This window comes from Nocardioides sp. Soil777, assembly GCF_001428425.1.
Classification (GTDB): Bacteria; Actinomycetota; Actinomycetes; order Propionibacteriales; family Nocardioidaceae; genus Nocardioides; species Nocardioides terrigena.
Genome location: NZ_LMSN01000015.1, coordinates 322,266 through 337,724 on the forward strand (window position 1 = coordinate 322,266; position 15,459 = coordinate 337,724).

General features: G+C 73.3%; 15 protein-coding genes and 1 tRNA gene. 14 read left to right on the forward strand and 2 right to left on the reverse strand.

All coding sequences use genetic code 11. The annotated features are described in order from the left end of the window. Window positions 1-7: 7 nt before the first annotated feature. The 8 genes from ASG88_RS12210 (at window position 8) to ASG88_RS12245 (ending at window position 5,758) form a co-directional block, all read left to right on the forward strand. Window positions 8-1,396, forward strand: a complete 1,389-nt coding sequence (locus ASG88_RS12210; RefSeq protein WP_056887681.1) for a UTP--glucose-1-phosphate uridylyltransferase — start codon at window positions 8-10, stop codon at window positions 1,394-1,396. Next, window positions 1,389-2,618, forward strand: a complete 1,230-nt coding sequence (glp, locus tag ASG88_RS12215) for a gephyrin-like molybdotransferase Glp (RefSeq protein ID WP_056887682.1) — start codon at window positions 1,389-1,391, stop codon at window positions 2,616-2,618. Before ASG88_RS12210 ends, glp begins: the two co-directional genes overlap by 8 nt. Further along, window positions 2,618-3,094, forward strand: coding sequence for a cyclic pyranopterin monophosphate synthase MoaC (gene moaC / locus ASG88_RS12220; RefSeq protein ID WP_056887683.1), 477 nt, complete (start codon window positions 2,618-2,620; stop codon window positions 3,092-3,094). Before glp ends, moaC begins: the two co-directional genes overlap by 1 nt. After that, complete coding sequence (locus ASG88_RS12225) at window positions 3,091-3,576, forward strand: molybdenum cofactor biosynthesis protein B (protein WP_235534830.1); 486 nt, start codon at window positions 3,091-3,093, stop codon at window positions 3,574-3,576. Before moaC ends, ASG88_RS12225 begins: the two co-directional genes overlap by 4 nt. Then, on the forward strand, window positions 3,573-4,157 hold the full coding sequence (locus ASG88_RS12230; RefSeq protein ID WP_056887684.1) for a GNAT family N-acetyltransferase: 585 nt from the start codon (window positions 3,573-3,575) through the stop codon (window positions 4,155-4,157). The genes ASG88_RS12225 and ASG88_RS12230 overlap by 4 nt, the downstream gene beginning before the upstream one ends. An 89-nt stretch (window positions 4,158-4,246) precedes the next feature. Then, window positions 4,247-5,128 (forward strand): hypothetical protein, encoded by an 882-nt coding sequence (locus ASG88_RS23100; RefSeq protein ID WP_056887685.1) that lies wholly within the window; start codon window positions 4,247-4,249, stop codon window positions 5,126-5,128. 29 nt (window positions 5,129-5,157) lie between these two features. Continuing rightward, complete coding sequence (locus ASG88_RS12240) at window positions 5,158-5,622, forward strand: SRPBCC family protein (protein ID WP_056887686.1); 465 nt, start codon at window positions 5,158-5,160, stop codon at window positions 5,620-5,622. 63 nt (window positions 5,623-5,685) lie between these two features. Then, a tRNA-Ala gene (locus tag ASG88_RS12245) sits at window positions 5,686-5,758 on the forward strand. Between the two features lie 498 nt (window positions 5,759-6,256). On the opposite strand, the gene ASG88_RS12250 is transcribed toward ASG88_RS12245, so the two are convergent. After that, on the reverse strand, window positions 6,257-7,876 hold the full coding sequence (locus ASG88_RS12250) for a dolichyl-phosphate-mannose--protein mannosyltransferase (protein ID WP_056887687.1): 1,620 nt from the start codon (window positions 7,874-7,876) through the stop codon (window positions 6,257-6,259). A gap of 41 nt (window positions 7,877-7,917) precedes the next feature. Here ASG88_RS12250 and rsmI point away from each other — a divergent pair, with 41 nt between their 5' ends. From rsmI to ASG88_RS12280, 6 genes are all read left to right on the forward strand, one after another. Then, the gene (rsmI, locus tag ASG88_RS12255) at window positions 7,918-8,757 is read left to right on the forward strand and encodes a 16S rRNA (cytidine(1402)-2'-O)-methyltransferase (protein WP_056887688.1); all 840 of its coding nucleotides are present in this window, start codon (window positions 7,918-7,920) and stop codon (window positions 8,755-8,757) included. Between the two features lie 21 nt (window positions 8,758-8,778). After that, the gene (locus tag ASG88_RS12260; RefSeq protein ID WP_082600346.1) at window positions 8,779-9,684 is read left to right on the forward strand and encodes a TatD family hydrolase; all 906 of its coding nucleotides are present in this window, start codon (window positions 8,779-8,781) and stop codon (window positions 9,682-9,684) included. Between the two features lie 341 nt (window positions 9,685-10,025). Next, a complete protein-coding gene (locus tag ASG88_RS23810) occupies window positions 10,026-11,114 on the forward strand; it encodes a ubiquitin-like domain-containing protein (RefSeq protein WP_321163825.1) in 1,089 nt (362 codons plus the stop codon). Window positions 11,115-11,144: 30 nt separating this feature from the next. Next, window positions 11,145-12,044 carry a 16S rRNA (adenine(1518)-N(6)/adenine(1519)-N(6))-dimethyltransferase RsmA gene (gene rsmA / locus ASG88_RS12270; protein WP_056887689.1) on the forward strand — a complete coding sequence of 300 codons (900 nt, stop codon included), beginning with the start codon at window positions 11,145-11,147 and terminating at the stop codon, window positions 12,042-12,044. Beyond that, window positions 12,038-12,973, forward strand: coding sequence for a 4-(cytidine 5'-diphospho)-2-C-methyl-D-erythritol kinase (locus ASG88_RS12275; RefSeq protein ID WP_056887690.1), 936 nt, complete (start codon window positions 12,038-12,040; stop codon window positions 12,971-12,973). Before rsmA ends, ASG88_RS12275 begins: the two co-directional genes overlap by 7 nt. A 13-nt stretch (window positions 12,974-12,986) precedes the next feature. Continuing rightward, on the forward strand, window positions 12,987-14,789 hold the full coding sequence (locus ASG88_RS12280) for an ABC-F family ATP-binding cassette domain-containing protein (RefSeq protein ID WP_056887691.1): 1,803 nt from the start codon (window positions 12,987-12,989) through the stop codon (window positions 14,787-14,789). A gap of 88 nt (window positions 14,790-14,877) precedes the next feature. Here ASG88_RS12280 and ASG88_RS12285 read toward each other — a convergent pair whose 3' ends face one another. Then, window positions 14,878-15,375, reverse strand: coding sequence for a MarR family winged helix-turn-helix transcriptional regulator (locus tag ASG88_RS12285; RefSeq protein WP_056887692.1), 498 nt, complete (start codon window positions 15,373-15,375; stop codon window positions 14,878-14,880). Window positions 15,376-15,459 lie beyond the last annotated feature (84 nt).

The window sequence follows — 15,459 nt, forward strand, 5'->3', positions numbered from 1 at the left end:
TCGGAGCATGGGTAGCAAAGGCCTCGAGCTCGCACGCGCCAAGATGCAGGAAGCGGGCGTCGATCCGGTCGCCATCGACACGTTCGCGCACTACTACCGGCTGCTCGAGCACGGCGAGACCGGGATGATCCCCGAGTCGTCGATCGAGCCCCTCGACATGGAGGCGCTCGCGGACGTGGAGGTGGCCGACGACGTCGCCGCCGAGGCGATCCGGCACACCGCCGTGGTCAAGCTCAACGGCGGCCTCGGGACCTCGATGGGCATGGACCGCGCCAAGTCGCTGCTGTGCGTGCGCCGCGGGCTGAGCTTCCTCGACATCATCGCGCGCCAGGTGCTGCACCTGCGCTCGCAGTACGACGCGACGCTGCCCCTGATGTTCATGAACTCGTTCCGCACCTCCGGCGACACGATGGCCGCGCTGGCCCGCTACGACGACCTGCCGGTCGAGGGGCTGCCGCTGGAGTTCCTGCAGAACAAGGAGCCCAAGCTGCTCGCCGCCGACCTGCTCCCCGCGTCGTACCCCAAGGTCCCCGACCTCGAGTGGTGCCCGCCCGGGCACGGCGACCTCTACACGGCGCTGCGCGGCTCCGGCCTGCTCGGCCGGCTGATCGAGGCGGGCTACCGCTACGTCTTCGTGTCCAACTCCGACAACCTCGGCGCGGTGCCGGACGCGCGGGTGGCCGGGTGGTTCGCCTCGACCGGCGCCCCCTTCGCCATCGAGGCCGTGCGGCGCACCCCCTCCGACCGCAAGGGCGGCCACTTCGCCCGGCGCAAGGAGGACGGCCGGATCGTGCTGCGCGAGTCGGCGCAGACGCTGGACTCCGACCGCGAGGCGCTGGCCGACCTCACCCGTCACCAGTTCACCTCGACCAACAACCTGTGGTTCGACCTGCAGGCCATGAGCGACGCGCTGGACGCCCGTCAGGGCGTGCTGGGGCTGCCGCTCATCCGCAACGTCAAGCACCTCGACCCGGCCGACCCGTCCACGCCGGAGGTGATCCAGATCGAGACGGCCATGGGCGCCGCCATCGAGGTCTTCGAGGGAGCGCGCACGATCGAGGTCGGCCGCGACCGCTTCGTCCCGGTCAAGACGACCAACGACCTGCTGGTCCTGCGCTCGGACATCTATGACCTGGGCAAGGACTTCGTGCTCGACCAGGCGTCCGACGAGGTGCCCTACATCGAGCTGGACGGCGAGTTCTACAAGCTGGTCGGCGACTTCGACAAGCGCTTCCCCGAGGGCGCCCCGTCGCTGCGCGAGGCCGACTCGCTCAAGGTCGACGGCGACTTCACCTTCGGCCACGGCGTCCGCGTCGTGGGCGACGTCGAGCTCGAGTCGCCCTCGGCGCAGCGGGTCGCCGCCGGCACCGTGCTCACCGGGGACGCCGATGGCTGACCTGCTGCCGGTCCCCGACCTCGTCGAGCGGATCCTGGCCTCGGTCTCGCCCCTCCCGGACTTCCCCCAGCCGCTGATGGACGCCCTGGGCCTGGCCGTCGCCGAGGACGTGCACGCCCCGATGGCGCTGCCCAGCTTCGACAACTCCTCGATGGACGGCTACGCCGTCGTCCGCGACGACGTCCTCACCGCGTCCCCCGAGCAGCCGGTGCACCTGCCGGTCGTCGGCGAGATCGGCGCCGGTCGCGCCGACCTGGTGGCCCTGTCGCCCGGCACCGCGGTCAAGATCATGACCGGCGCACCCGTGCCGCGCGGCTGCGACGCCGTCGTCCCCTACGAGTGGACCGACCGGGGTGTCGCCCAGGTGAAGATCACCCAGGTGCCGTCCGCGGGCCAGCACATCCGCACCCGAGGCGACGACGTGGGGGAGGGCGACCTCCTGATGGAGCACGGCACCGTCCTCGGGCCCCGCCACCTCGGCCTGCTCGCCGCCGTCGGTCGGGCCACCGTCCGCTGCCGCCCGCGCCCCCGGGTCGTCGTCATCTCGACCGGCTCCGAGCTGCGCGAGCCCGGCGCCCCGCTGGGCCACGACTCCATCTACGACGGCAACTCCTACCTCCTGGCCGCGGCCGCCCGCACGGCCGGCGCCATCGCCTACCGCGTCGGCATCGTCCCCGACGACCCGCGCACCTTCACCGACGCGCTCAGCGACCAGCTCGTGCGGGCCGACCTGGTCGTGACCAGCGGGGGAGTGAGCCAGGGCGACTTCGACGTCGTCAAGGAGGCGCTCGGCCAGCTGGGCACGGTGTGGTTCGGCGGGGTCGCGATGCAGCCCGGCAAGCCGCAGGGGTTCGGCACGGTGGGCGACGACGCCACCCCGATCTTCACCCTCCCGGGCAACCCCGTCTCGGCGTACGTCTCCTTCGAGACCTTCGTGCTGCCCGCCATCCGCCGGATGATGGGCAAGCTGCCCTACTCCCGTCCGCTCGGCCGGGCCCGGCTCACCCACGGCATCGGCTCGCCCGAGGGCAAGCAGCAGATGGTGCGAGGCGCGTACGCCACCGACCGCGGTGGCGCCTTCGTCTCCCCGGTCGGCGGCCACGGCTCGCACCTCATCGGCGACCTCGCGACGTCCAACGCGCTCATCGTGGTGCCGCCCGAGGTGACCTCGCTCAGCGCCGGGGACATGGTGCAGGTGCTCAAGCTCGACGAGGAGTTCTGATGGCCACCTCCGACCGGCTCACCCACGTCGACGAGCACGGCGCCGCCCGGATGGTCGACGTCTCCGCCAAGGACGTCACCGCCCGTACGGCGTCCGCGTCCGGTCGGGTGCTCGTCTCGCCCGCCGTCGTCGAGCTGCTCCGCGGGGAGGGGATGCCCAAGGGCGACACCCTCGCCGTGGCCCGGCTCGCCGGCATCATGGGCGCCAAGCAGACGCCCTCGCTCATCCCGCTGTGCCACCCGCTGGCGCTCTCGTCGGTGACCGTCGACCTCGTCGTCGCCGACGACGCGGTCGAGATCGTCGCCACCGTCGCTACCACCGACCGCACGGGGGTGGAGATGGAGGCGCTCACCGCCGTGTCCGTCGCCGCGCTGACGGTCATCGACATGGTCAAGGCCGTCGACAAGGGCGCGGTCATCACCGACGTGCGCGTCGAGACCAAGACCGGTGGCAGGTCCGGGGACTGGGTCCGGTGACCGACCTGCTCCCCGCGGCCGTCGTCGTGGCCTCCAACCGCGCCGCCGCCGGCGTGTACGACGACGCCACCGGTCCCGTGATCGTCGACTGGCTCGTGGAGCAGGGCTTCGCCTGCGGGGCGCCCGCGGTGGTGCCCGACGGCGACCCGGTCGGTGCGGCGATCCGCGCTGCCGTGGACGGCGGGGCCCGGGTGGTGCTCACCACCGGCGGCACCGGCCTCACCCCGACCGACCGCACGCCCGAGGCCACCCGACCGCTGCTCGACCGCGAGGTCCCGGGCATCGTCGAGGCCATCCGGGCCTACGGCCTGCAGGCCGGGGTGCCGACCGCGATGTTGTCGCGCGGTCTCGCCGGGGTCGCGGGACAGTGCCTGGTGGTCAACCTCCCCGGCTCGCGCGGCGGCGTGCGCGACGCGCTCGCCGTGCTGGAGCCCGTGCTCCGGCACGCGGTGGAGCAGATCGTCGGGAGCGACCACCCGTGAGCCCGGGCTGGCCGGCGCGGCTCGTCCACGGACACGTCGTGGTGCGGCCGCTGGAGGCCGGCGACAGTCGCGCCTGGCGCGAGGTCCGCGGCCGCAACGCCGACTGGCTGCGGCCCTGGGACGCGACCATGCCGCCCGGCAGCGCCAGGCGCGCCGGCAGCTACCGCCAGGTGGCGCGCCGGCTGCTCCGCCAGGCCCGGCAGGGCCACGCCATGCCGTTCGCCATCGAGGTGGACGGCATGTTCGCCGGCCAGGTGACGGTCAACAACATCGTGCGTGGCTCGGCGCAGTTCGCCTCGATCGGCTACTGGCTGGGCCGCGAGTTCGCCGGTCGCGGGGTGATGCCGACCGCGGTGGCGATGGTCATCGACCACTGCTTCGCCGAGGTGGGGCTGCACCGCATCGAGATCTGCATCCGCCCGGAGAACACCAACTCGCTGCGGGTCGTGGAGAAGCTCGAGATCCGGGAGATCGGCTACGCCCCGCTCTTCCTGCACATCGACGGCGACTGGCGCGACCACCGGATCTTCGCCATCACCGTCGAGGAGTCCCACGGGAGCGTCCTCGACCGGCTCTCCTGAGGCGTTTTCCCACGAGTCACACCAGTTGTTTCGCGACACACCTGTAGACATCCGCCCCATGGTGTGCTGGCGAACCTAACCTCGGGCGTGTGGACCCGAGCGCACTGATCTTCGTCGCCCTGGCGGTGGCCTGGGCCGTCTATCTCATCCCCAAGGCGCTCCAGCACCATGACGAGGCGGTGCGGAGCCGCTCCGTCGAGCGCTTCTCGCACACCATGCGGGTGCTGGCCCGGCGCGAGCCGGTCGGTCGCCGCGAGGCCCGCCTGGTCGTGACTCCCGGACGCTCCGCGTCGGTGCCGACCGTCTCCACCAAGGCCTCGACGCGCTCGTCCTCCGCCGGCACCCCGCTGTCCGACGCCCCGCTCCCGGCCACCCCGTTGTCCGTACGCCGCGCCGCCGCCCAGCGCGCCGCCCGTCGTCGTCGCCGCGTGCTCGGCCTGGTCCTGCTCGCCAACACCGTCGTCATCGGCCTCGCCGTGGCCAAGGTCCTCACCTGGCCGTGGGTCGCGCTGCCCGCCACCCTGCTCTTGGCGTGGCTCGTCGCCTGCCGGGTCATGGTCAAGGGGGAGCGGGCCGCCGCCCGTCGCACCTCCGTCGCGCCCCGTGCCACGGCCACCGTGTCCGAGCCCCCTTCCCCGGAGGTCGGCCCCGCGGAGCCGCAGGCGGACGCCGAGGAGTCGGTCGAGGAGCGTGTCGTCGAGCCCGTCGACGTGCCGCTCGCCGAGCCCGTCGCCGCCCCGGTCATGCGGGCCCCCGGGTCCTGGGACATGGTGCCCACGACGCTGCCGACGTACGTCTCCAAGCCCGCCGCCACGCGTCGTACGGTCCAGACGATCGACCTGGAGTCCACCGGTGTCTGGTCGTCGGGTCGCAGCGAGAGCGACTCGGCCCTAGCCCGCGAGGCCGAGCAGCAGCAGGCGGCCGAGCGGTCCGAGCGCGAGGCCGAGCGCCGCCGCGCCACCGGTTCCTGAGCGGTCCCGACCGCCGTACGCTGGCGGGCATGACCCTGCACCTGTCGCAGTCCCGAGCCGTCCCGGTCCCCGTGGACGAGGCGTTCGTCGGGGTGCTCGAGCACCCGCTGCCGGAGATCTTCCGCCGCCGGATGCTGGCCATGCCCCCGATCCGCGAGGTGCGCGGCCAGATCGGTCCGTGGCGCGAGGTCGGCCAGACCCGCACCATCGTGACGGCCGACGGCGGCACCCTGCTCGAGACGCTCACGTCGGTCGAGCGACCGCACCGCGCCGCCTACTCGATCGGTGACGTCCGCGGGCCCATGCGGCCGCTGGTCGAGCGGATCGAGGGGCGGTGGTCGTTCGAGCCCGTCGGCACCGGCACCCGGATCACCTGGCAGTGGGACGTGACCCCGACGGCGGCAGGTCGGTTCGCGATGCCGGCGTTCGCGCGGATGTGGCGCGGCTACGCCCGGCAGGCCCTCGAGGAGGTCGAGTCGGTCCTGCTCCGCTGACCGGGACGGGCGGGGCTGATTGGGTCCGCCCCTGCCGCCGGTGCTATCTTTTCTCCTCGTCTGGGGGGTGTGGCGCAGCTGGTAGCGCGTCTCGTTCGCATCGAGAAGGCCAGGGGTTCGAGTCCCCTCACCTCCACCCAGCACCAACGGCCCGCCGATCGGCGGGCCGTTCGTCATTTCCGGGGCTCGTCCTCGGTCCGGGCCGGCCCGCGCCCGGGCCCTGTTGTGACTGGCGGCGTACGACGGCTGGATCGAGCACCCCCTTGTCGTACGCCGCCAGCTGTGGAGCGGCGGTGCAGCTCCATGTCGTACGCCGCCAGTTGTGGCGGACTTCGGCGGCCGAGTGGGTGGCCGGAGCGGCGGAGGTGGCGATGTGCGGCCACCCGGGGTCGGACCGACGCCTCGCCGCGTGACTGGCGGCGTACGACGGGTCGATCGGCCACCCCATGTCGTATGCCGCCAGTCACGGGGCGAGGCCATGGGTTGCCGCCCAACTGGCGGCGTACAACGGGTGGATCGGACGTCGCCCTGTCGTACGCCGCCAACTGTGGCGCGGGGGTGCAGCCCGTTGTCGTACGCCGCCAGTTGGGGGCGCGCCGACTCAGCGGCAGCCAGGAGCCAGGGCCGGCGAGGGTCAGATCCAGCGGGTGAACCAGACCCGGTCGAGCCACTCCGAGTTGGTGATCAGCTGGTCGGTCCAGATCGGCCAGAACCACGCGAAGGCGAGCAGCACCAGGACGACGTACGAGCCGGCGACGACGACACCGGCCGTCCGCCGCGGGCTGGGCACGTCGGAGCGCCCGACGATCGAGCCGAGGGCCAGGGCCAGCGCGAGCACGACGAACGGCAGGCAGGCCACGGCGTAGAAGATGAAGATCGGCCGGTCGTCGTACATCAGCCACGGCAACCACGTGGACCCCGTGCCGACCACCGCGACCCCGAAGCGCCAGTCCCGGGCGCCGACCCAGCGGACCACCGCGAACAGCAGCGCGAGCGCCCCGCCCCACCAGATCAGCGGGTTGCCGAGCAGCAGCACCTGGCGCAGGCAGGTGGACCCCTCGGGGGCGTCGCACCCCTGCGAGCCCGGCTGGATGTCGAGCTGCGCGTCGACGCCGACCGGCCGGCTCATCAGCAGCCACCCCGCCGGCTTGGAGGCGTAGACGTGCTCGCTGTCGTTGAGGAAGTGGGCGTGGAACGTGTAGACGTCCTGGTGGTAGTACCAGAGCGAGCGCAGCGACTGGACGACCTCGCCGGCGCCCTCCGCGTCCGCCTCGGTGGCCGTCGGCCACTGCGTCCCGCCCTCGTAGGTCGTGTACTGCGTGTTGCTGAGCGCCTCCTCGTACTCCGCCGCGTGGGCGAGCCAGCCGCTCCAGGTGGCCACGTAGACGACGAGCGCGATCCCCACGAGGTGGAGGAAGGCCGGCACCCCGTCGAGGACCACGGCACGCAGCAGCGCGCGGGGGTGGCCGAAGGACCGCCGCGCTCCCCAGCTCCACGCGAAGGCCATCAGCCCGAAGGCGGCCAGCGGGAAGAGCGCCGTCCACTTGGTGCCCACCGCGAGGCCGAAGGCGACCCCGCCGGCCAGCAGCCACGGCCGGAAGAGCCGGCGGGTGGCGCCGGCGGCCAGGCGCTCCCGGAACCACTGGCGGTCCGCGACGACGCAGTGGACCCCGCACAGGATGAAGAAGGCGAGAAAGATGTCGAGCAGCGCCAGCCGGGACAGCACGAGGTGCAGGCCGTCCAGGGAGAGCAGCAGCCCGCCGACCAGGCCGAGCGCGGTGGAGCCGGTGACGCGGCGTACGAACCGGCACATGACCAGGACCATCAGCGCACCCACGACCGCGGCCGCGATCCGCCAGCCGAAGGGGTCCATCCCGAAGGCCTTCTCCCCGAGCGCGATCAGCCACTTGCCGACGTCGGGGTGGACCACCATTGAAGGCCCGGGCTCCCACAGCCCCTCGAGCTGCCCGTTGAGGATCGACTTGTCGGCGTCCTCGACGTAGTCCCGGACGTAACCGTGGTTGAGCATCGACCAGGCGTCCTTGGCGTAGTACGTCTCGTCGAAGGAGAACTGGTGCGGCGTGCCCAGCCGCCACCAGCGCAGGAAGAACGCCATGCCGGCGACCAGCAGCGCGCCCGTCCAGCCGACGACGGGGTCCTCGTCGCGCCATCGCGGCTGGGCCCGCTCGGCGGCGGACGGCACCTCGCTGCCGGCGGCCGTCCGCGACAGGCTGACGGTGGGCTGCGCGGTCACGCGGGCACTCTAGTTCGACGGTCCACCGATACCCTCCAGCCATGACCGCTCCCGGTGTGCTCGTGCTGGCCGCGACGCCCATCGGGCAGTACGCCGACGCGCCGCCCCGGCTGGCCGCGGAGCTGTCCGGGGCCGACGTCGTGGCCGCCGAGGACACCCGGCGCCTCAAGCGGCTGACCAGCGACCTCGGCATCACCCTCGGCGGCCGGGTGGTGTCCTACTTCGAGGGCAACGAGTCGGCCCGTACGCCGCTCCTGCTCGAGGCCCTTCTCGCCGGCGAGCGGGTCGTGCTCGTCACCGACGCCGGGATGCCCAGCGTGAGCGACCCCGGCTACCGGCTCGTCGCCGCGGCCGTGGAGCACGACGTCCGAGTCACCGCCGTCCCGGGGCCCAGCGCCGTGCTTACCGCGCTGGCCGTGAGCGGGCTGCCGGTCGACCGCTTCTGCTTCGAGGGCTTCCTGCCCCGCAAGGCGGGGGAGCGGTCGCGGCGGCTGGCCGACCTGGCCCGCGAGGAGCGGACGATGGTCTTCTTCGAGGCCCCGCACCGTACGGAGGCGGCGCTGGCCGCGATGGCCGACGTGCTCGGCGGCGACCGCCCCGCCGCGGTCTGCCGCGAGCTCACCAAGACGCACGAGGAGGTACGCCGCGGCCCGCTCGCCGAGCTCGTCTCCTGGGCCGCCGACGGGGTGCGCGGCGAGGTGACCATCGTGGTGGAGGGGGCCGTGCCGGCCGCCGAGGTCGGCCAGGACCCGGACGCCCTGCGGGCCGCGGTGGCCGACGAGGAGGCCGCCGGGGCCACCCGCAAGGAGGCGATCGCCGACGTCGCCCGACGCGCGGGGCTGCCCAAGCGCGAGGTCTACGCCGCGGTCCACCTGACCTGACGTCCTCGCTAGCCTCGGGCCATGCCTGACCAGCCGTCCGACCAGCCGCTCGAGGGCCCGACCCGCAGCCGCGCCGCCACCGAGGAGGCGTCGGGGTCCCGCCGGGACCGCGAGCGCCCCCCGGCGCCGGAGCCGCTGCCCCTGCCCGTGGTGGACAACCACTGCCACCTCGACATCGCCGACGGCGACTGGGTCGAGACGGCCGCGGCCATCCGGCGCGCCAGGGACGTCAACGTGGCCCGCATCGTGCAGATCGGCTGCGACCTGCCGGGCGCGCGGTGGGCCGTCGAGGCCGCCGCCGAGCACGCCGAGCTGGTGGCCGGGGTCGCCCTGCACCCCAACGAGGCCCCGCGCGTCGGCGACCTCGACGCGGCGATGGCCGAGATCGAGCGGCTGGCCGGCGCCCACGACAAGGTCCGGGCGGTCGGCGAGACCGGCCTCGACCACTTCCGCACCGGCGAGGACGGTCGGGCCGTGCAGGAGGAGAGCTTCCGGCGGCACATCGACCTGGCCAAGCGGCTGGACAAGACCCTGGTCATCCACGACCGCGACGCCCACGACGACGTCCTCCGGGTGATCGACGAGGAGGGCGCACCCGAGCGCTGGGTGATGCACTGCTTCTCCGGCGACGACGCCTTCGCCCGGCGCTGCCTGGACCGCGGGGCGCACCTCAGCTTCGCCGGCACGGTCACCTTCAAGAACGCCGCCCCGCTGCGCAACGCCCTGGCCGTGACCCCGCTGGACCGGGTGCTCGTCGAGACCGACGCGCCGTACCTCACCCCCACGCCGTACCGCGGCCGCCCCAACGCGTCGTACCTCGTGCCGTTGACGGTGCGGGCGATGGCCGAGGTGCGCGGGGACGACCTCGAGGGGCTCTGCCACGCCATCGACACCAACACCGAGAGGGCGTTCGGCGGGACCTGGTGAGGTGTGACGGGTGTGACGGGTGGGGCGATCGGCCCGCCCGGAAGGCCCCGCGGGGTCACCGAGACGAGCGTCACGCGACCCGCGCGGCGGGGCGCGGGGAGTTTGACAGAGCCTCCATCACCGTTATCGTCCTGTGACTGTTGGCCGGGATCGGGATTGATCCGCCAGCGCCCGGAGGTGGGTATGAGCCCCTCCGCGAGCCCCCGCTCGCACGACGTGATCGTTCCCGAGATGACCACGGCTGCACGCGGACGCGCTGTCGCCCGAGGCCCGGGAAGCTCGACGTTCGGAGCATCGTGCGCTCACGCATCGCCCATCTCAGCAAGTCCAGGGCTCTCCTGGTGACCCTCGTCGCCGTGATCGTCGCCGCGGTCGGTGGGACCACGGTCGGTTATGCCGCCCTCAACAAGTCGGTGACCCTGTCGCTCGACGGGCAGGCCCAGACCGTCAGCGCGACGGGTGGCACCGTCGGTGACGTGCTCACCGAGCAGGGCATCGAGGTGACCGACAAGGACCTCGTGGCCCCGGCTCTCGACGAGCCGATCGAGGAGGGCACCCGCATCTCGGTGCAGTTCGGTCGTCCGCTGTCCCTCAGCGTCGACGGTGAGGAGCGCACCTACTGGGTCAACTCCACCACCATCGCCAGCGCCCTGGGCGAGATCGGCCGCCGCTTCGAGGGCGCCGACCTGTCGACCAGCCGCAGCGCGCCGCTCGGTCGCACCGGCACGACCCTCGACGTCGTCACCCCCAAGGTCCTCGACGTCAAGGTCGGCGACGCCAAGCTCAAGCGCAAGAAGCTCACCGCCCTCACCGTCGAGGACGTGCTCGCGGAGATGGACGTCCAGCTGAGCAGGCGCGACAAGGTCACGCCGGCGCTGTCCAAGGAGATCTCCGACGGGGACAAGGTCGTCGTCACCGACATCCGGGTCGTCTCGCGCCGCGAGAAGGGCCAGACGATCGGGTTCGACACGATCACCCGCGAGGACGACTCCATGCTGGAGGGCGAGGAGGAGACCGTCCGCGCCGGCCGTGCCGGTGTCCGCGACGTCACCTACGAGCTCCGCTTCCGCAACGACCAGCTCGTGGCCCGCAAGGTCCTGTCCTCCGACGTCAAGCGCGCGCCCGTCGCCGCGATCGTCCGGGTCGGCACCAAGGAGCCGGTCAGCGAGCCCAACTTCGCCTCCGGCGGCACCGTGTGGGACTCCCTCGCGCAGTGCGAGTCGGGCGGCAACTGGGCCATCAACACCGGCAACGGCTACTACGGCGGCCTCCAGTTCAACCTGGGCACGTGGCAGGCGTACGGCGGCACCGGCCTCCCGAGCGACGCCTCGCGGGAGACGCAGATCGCCGTCGCGACCCGGCTCCGCGACGCCGCCGGCGGTTACGGCTCGTGGCCGTCCTGCTCGGCCAAGCTGGGCCTGCCCCAGTGACGGCACCCCTCGGGCACTAGCCTGAGTCGCATGACCACCCCCTCCGCCGGACCGAGCCTTCTCGGTCCGGCGGAGGTGCGTCAGCTGGCCGCCAGGCTCGACCTGAGGCCCACCAAGCAGCGCGGCCAGAACTTCGTCATCGACCCCAACACGGTCCGCCGGATCGTGCGCGAGTCGCACGTCACCGCGGACGACGTGGTGGTCGAGATCGGCCCCGGCCTCGGCTCCCTGACGCTGGCGCTCCTCGAGGTGGCGGGCCGGGTCGTCGCCATCGAGCTCGACGAGGCCCTGGCCGGCCTGCTGCCCGAGACGATCGCCGCCCACGCGCCGGACCACGTCGACCGCTTCGAGGTCGTGCTGGGTGACGCCATGCGGGTCGAGTCCGTGCCCGGACCGCCGCCGACCGCGCTCGTCGCCAACCTGCCCTACAACGTCTCGGTGCCCGTGCTGATCCACATGCTCACGCTGCTGCCCTCCCTCGAGCGGGGGCTGGTGATGGTGCAGGCCGAGGTGGCCGACCGGCTCGCCGCGCCGCCGGGGTCCAAGACCTACGGCGTGCCGAGCGTCAAGGCGGCCTGGTTCGCCGACGTACGCCGCGCCGGCTCCATCGGGCGCAACGTCTTCTGGCCCGCCCCCAACGTCGACTCCGGCCTGGTGGCCTGGACCCGTCGCGAGCCCCCGGGGACCACCGCGACGCGCGAGCAGGTCTTCGCCGTCGTGGACGCGGCCTTCGCCCAGCGCCGCAAGCAGCTGCGGGCCGCGCTGCGCCCGCTCGCCGGGTCCAGCGAGGGCGCCGAGGCCGCGCTGGTGCACGCCGGCATCGACCCCACGACGCGCGGCGAGGTGATCGGTGTCGAGGACTTCGCCCGGATCGCCGAGGGCATGCCCTGGGACGAAAGCCGCCGCGAGAGCGACGGCCGCGGATGGTGAGCCCCGGGCGGCTGCCCCCACCCAGCGTGGACGTCCGCGCCTCCGCCAAGATCAACCTGCACCTCGGGGTCGGGGCGGCGCGCGAGGACGGCTTCCACCCCCTCGTGACCGTCTACCAGGCGATCGGGCTGCACGACGAGATGGTCGCCACCGAGGACTCGGTGCTCCGCGTCGTGACCCACGGCGCGGCGTACGTCGACGTCACGGACGTGCCCGCCGGCGCCGGCAACATCGTCGCCCGGGCCACCGCGCTGATGGCGGCCCGCGTCGGACGCGAGCCGGTGGCTGACTTCCTGGTCCACAAGGAGATCCCGGTCGCCGGCGGCATGGCCGGCGGCTCCGCCGACGCGGCCGCCGCGCTGCTCGCCCTCGACCGGCTCTGGGACGCCCAGACGCCCGACGACGAGCTGCTCGCGCTGGCGGCCGAGCTCGGCAGCGACGTGCCCTTCGCCCTCATCGGCGGCACCGCGCTCGGCACCGGGCGCGGCGAGCTGGTGACCCCGGTGCCGGACGCCGGACCGTGGTGGTGGGTCGTCGTACCGTCCGCCGCCGGCGGGCTCTCCACGCCCGCGGTCTACCGGCGCTTCGACGAGATGTTCCCCGGCGCGGACGCCGACCCCGCGCCCGCCGACGCCCTGCTGGCGGCGCTGGCCACCTCGGACCCGCACCGGCTCGGCGCCGTGCTGCACAACGACCTCCAGGAGCCCGCCCTCGACCTGCGGCCCGACCTCGGCGACCTGCTCGACCGCGGCGAGTCCGAGGGCGCGATCCGGGGTCTTGTGTCGGGCTCGGGTCCGACCTGCCTGTTCCTCGCCGAGTCGCCCACCGCCGCGCACGCGCTGGCCGTGGCGCTCCGCGGTCACGGTCACGAGGTCGTGCTCGTCGCCGCCGGCCCGGTCCCGGGCGCCCAAGTCGTCGAGGTGGGATGAGCGTGGAGATCGCATGAGCAACCTGATCAACCTGGAGCGCGTCTCCAAGTCGTACGGCGTCCGCCCGCTGCTCGCCGAGGTCTCCCTCGGCGTCTCGGTGGGGGAGCGGATCGGCATCGTCGGTCGCAACGGCGACGGCAAGACCACCCTGCTCGAGGTGATGACCGGTCTCGAGGAGCCCGACTCGGGCCGGGTGTCGATGACCCGTGGCGTCGAGATCGGCTACCTCCACCAGGGCGACGAGCTGGTCGACACCCACTCGGTGCGCGAGGCGGTGCTCGGTGGTCGCTCCGACCACGAGTGGGCCGCCGACTCCACGATGCGCGGCATCGTCGAGGAGCTGCTGGCCGGCATCTCGCTGGACCGGGCCGTGCTCGGGCTCTCGGGTGGGGAGCGCCGGCGCTGCGCGCTGGCCGCCCTGCTGCTGGGGCGCCACGACCTGATCGTGCTCGACGAGCCCACCAACCACCTCGACGTCGAGGCGGTCGCCTGGCTGGCCGAGCACCTGGTCGGCCGGACCAGCGCCCTCATCGTCGTCACCCACGACCGGTGGTTCCTCGACGAGGTCTGCCAGACGACGTGGGAGGTCCACGACGGCGCCGTCGACTCCTACGAGGGCGGCTACGCGTCGTTCGTGCTGGCCAAGGCGGAGCGCCAGCGCCAGGCGGGCGCGTCCGAGCAGCGTCGCCAGCAGCTGGTGAAGAAGGAGCTCGCCTGGCTGCGCCGCGGTGCCCCGGCCCGCACGGCCAAGCCCAAGTTCCGCATCGAGGCCGCCAACCAGCTCATCGAGGACGTGCCACCTCCGCGCGACCGGATGGAGCTCCAGCGCTTCGCCGCCCAACGCCTCGGCAAGGACGTCCTCGACGTCGAGGACGTGGACCTCTACCGCGGCGAGCGGCAGCTGCTCGACCACGCCACCTGGCGGCTCGGTCCCGGCGACCGGGTCGGCATCGTGGGGGTCAACGGCGCCGGCAAGACCTCGGTGCTCTCGCTGCTGTCCGGCGACCTCGCCCCGCGGTCCGGCAAGGTCAAGCACGGGCGCACGGTCGCGATGCAGCACCTCACCCAGGCCCTCGACGACATCGACCCCGCCGGGCGCGTGCTCCCGACCGTGGAGTCGATCCGTCGGGTCACCCGCACGGCCGACGGCCAGGAGCTGACGGCCACCTCGTTGCTGGAGCGCTTCGGCTTCACCGGCGACCGGCTGACCGCGCGCCTCGGCGACCTGTCCGGTGGCGAGCGCCGGCGGTTCCAGCTGCTCAAGCTGCTGCTGACCGAGCCCAACGTGCTGCTCCTCGACGAGCCCACCAACGACCTCGACATCGAGACCCTCAACGTCCTCGAGGACTTCCTCGACGGGTGGCCGGGCACGCTGGTCGTCGTCTCCCACGACCGCTACTTCCTCGAGCGGGTCACCGACTCGGTCTGGGCGCTGCTGGGCGACGGCAAGATCTCGATGCTGCCCCGCGGGGTCGACGAGTACCTCGAGCGTCGCGTGCACGTCCGGGCCGCCGCCGCCGCGTCGTACGCCGCTGCAACGGCGCCGGCTGCGGCCTCGTCCGCCGCACCGGCTGGCGGCTCGACCCGTCCCCGCTCCGGCAGCGCCGAGGAGCGGACCGCCCGCAAGACCCTCGCCCGCATCGACAAGCGGCTGGCGCGGATCGCCGAGCAGGAGGCCTCGCTCCACGCCGAGATGGAGGCCAACCTCAGCGACTACGACCTGCTCGCGCGGGTCGGCGCCCAGCTGGGCGAGCTGGCGGCGGAGAAGGACGACCTCGAGCTGGAGTGGCTCGAGGTCTCCGAGTCCGTCGAGTAGCCGCCTCGTAGACACGCGGACCCAACTCCGCCGACCTCGCCCCGCGCAGGCGTGGCCGGGCCGCGGGAGCAGGGTTGTGTCCGCGCGTCTACGTGTCGCTGGGGCTGAACGGCGCGAGCAGGGTGCGCAGCAGCCGGGCCAGCGTGGCCCGGTCGCGCGGCGGCAGCCCATCGAGCAGGGCCGCCTCGGCACCGAGCAGGGCGCCGAACGCGCCGTCGACGGTCCCCTTGCCCTCCATGGTGAGCCGCACCAGCACCCCGCGCCGGTCGTGCGGGTCGGGGAGCCGCTCGACGAACCCGCGCGACGCGAGCCGGTCGACCCGGTTGGTCATGGTCCCGCTGGTCACCAGCGTCTCGCGCAGCAGGCGACCGGGGGAGAGCTCGTACGGCGCGCCGGCGCGGCGCAGCGCGGCCAGCACGTCGAACTCCCACGACTCGATCCCGTGGGCGGTGAAGGCGTCGCGACGGGCGAGGTCGAGGTGCCGGGCCAGCCGGCTGATGCGGCTGAAGACCTCGACCGGGCCGAGGTCGAGGTCGCTGCGCTCGCGCGCCCACGCCTCCACCAGGCCGTCCACCTCGTCCCGCATGGCGGCATTCTGCCAGATCGGTCGAGAATCTTGACATCAAGACATTTGGCGGACGAGGATCGTCGCGACCGAGGCGTTGTCGAG

Excerpts from the sequence above, each read along its gene's own strand:
- ASG88_RS12210 (WP_056887681.1), top strand. The coding sequence starts at position 8 with ATGGGTAGCAAAGGCCTCGAGCTCGCACGCGCCAAGATGCAGGAAGCG.
- glp (WP_056887682.1), top strand. The coding sequence starts at position 1,389 with ATGGCTGACCTGCTGCCGGTCCCCGACCTCGTCGAGCGGATCCTGGCC.
- moaC (WP_056887683.1), top strand. The coding sequence starts at position 2,618 with ATGGCCACCTCCGACCGGCTCACCCACGTCGACGAGCACGGCGCCGCC.
- ASG88_RS12240 (WP_056887686.1), top strand. The coding sequence starts at position 5,158 with ATGACCCTGCACCTGTCGCAGTCCCGAGCCGTCCCGGTCCCCGTGGAC.
- rsmI (WP_056887688.1), top strand. The coding sequence starts at position 7,918 with ATGACCGCTCCCGGTGTGCTCGTGCTGGCCGCGACGCCCATCGGGCAG.
- ASG88_RS12260 (WP_082600346.1), top strand. The coding sequence starts at position 8,779 with ATGCCTGACCAGCCGTCCGACCAGCCGCTCGAGGGCCCGACCCGCAGC.
- rsmA (WP_056887689.1), top strand. The coding sequence starts at position 11,145 with ATGACCACCCCCTCCGCCGGACCGAGCCTTCTCGGTCCGGCGGAGGTG.
- ASG88_RS12275 (WP_056887690.1), top strand. The coding sequence starts at position 12,038 with ATGGTGAGCCCCGGGCGGCTGCCCCCACCCAGCGTGGACGTCCGCGCC.
- ASG88_RS12280 (WP_056887691.1), top strand. The coding sequence starts at position 12,987 with ATGAGCAACCTGATCAACCTGGAGCGCGTCTCCAAGTCGTACGGCGTC.
- ASG88_RS12285 (WP_056887692.1), bottom strand. The coding sequence starts at position 15,375 with ATGCGGGACGAGGTGGACGGCCTGGTGGAGGCGTGGGCGCGCGAGCGC.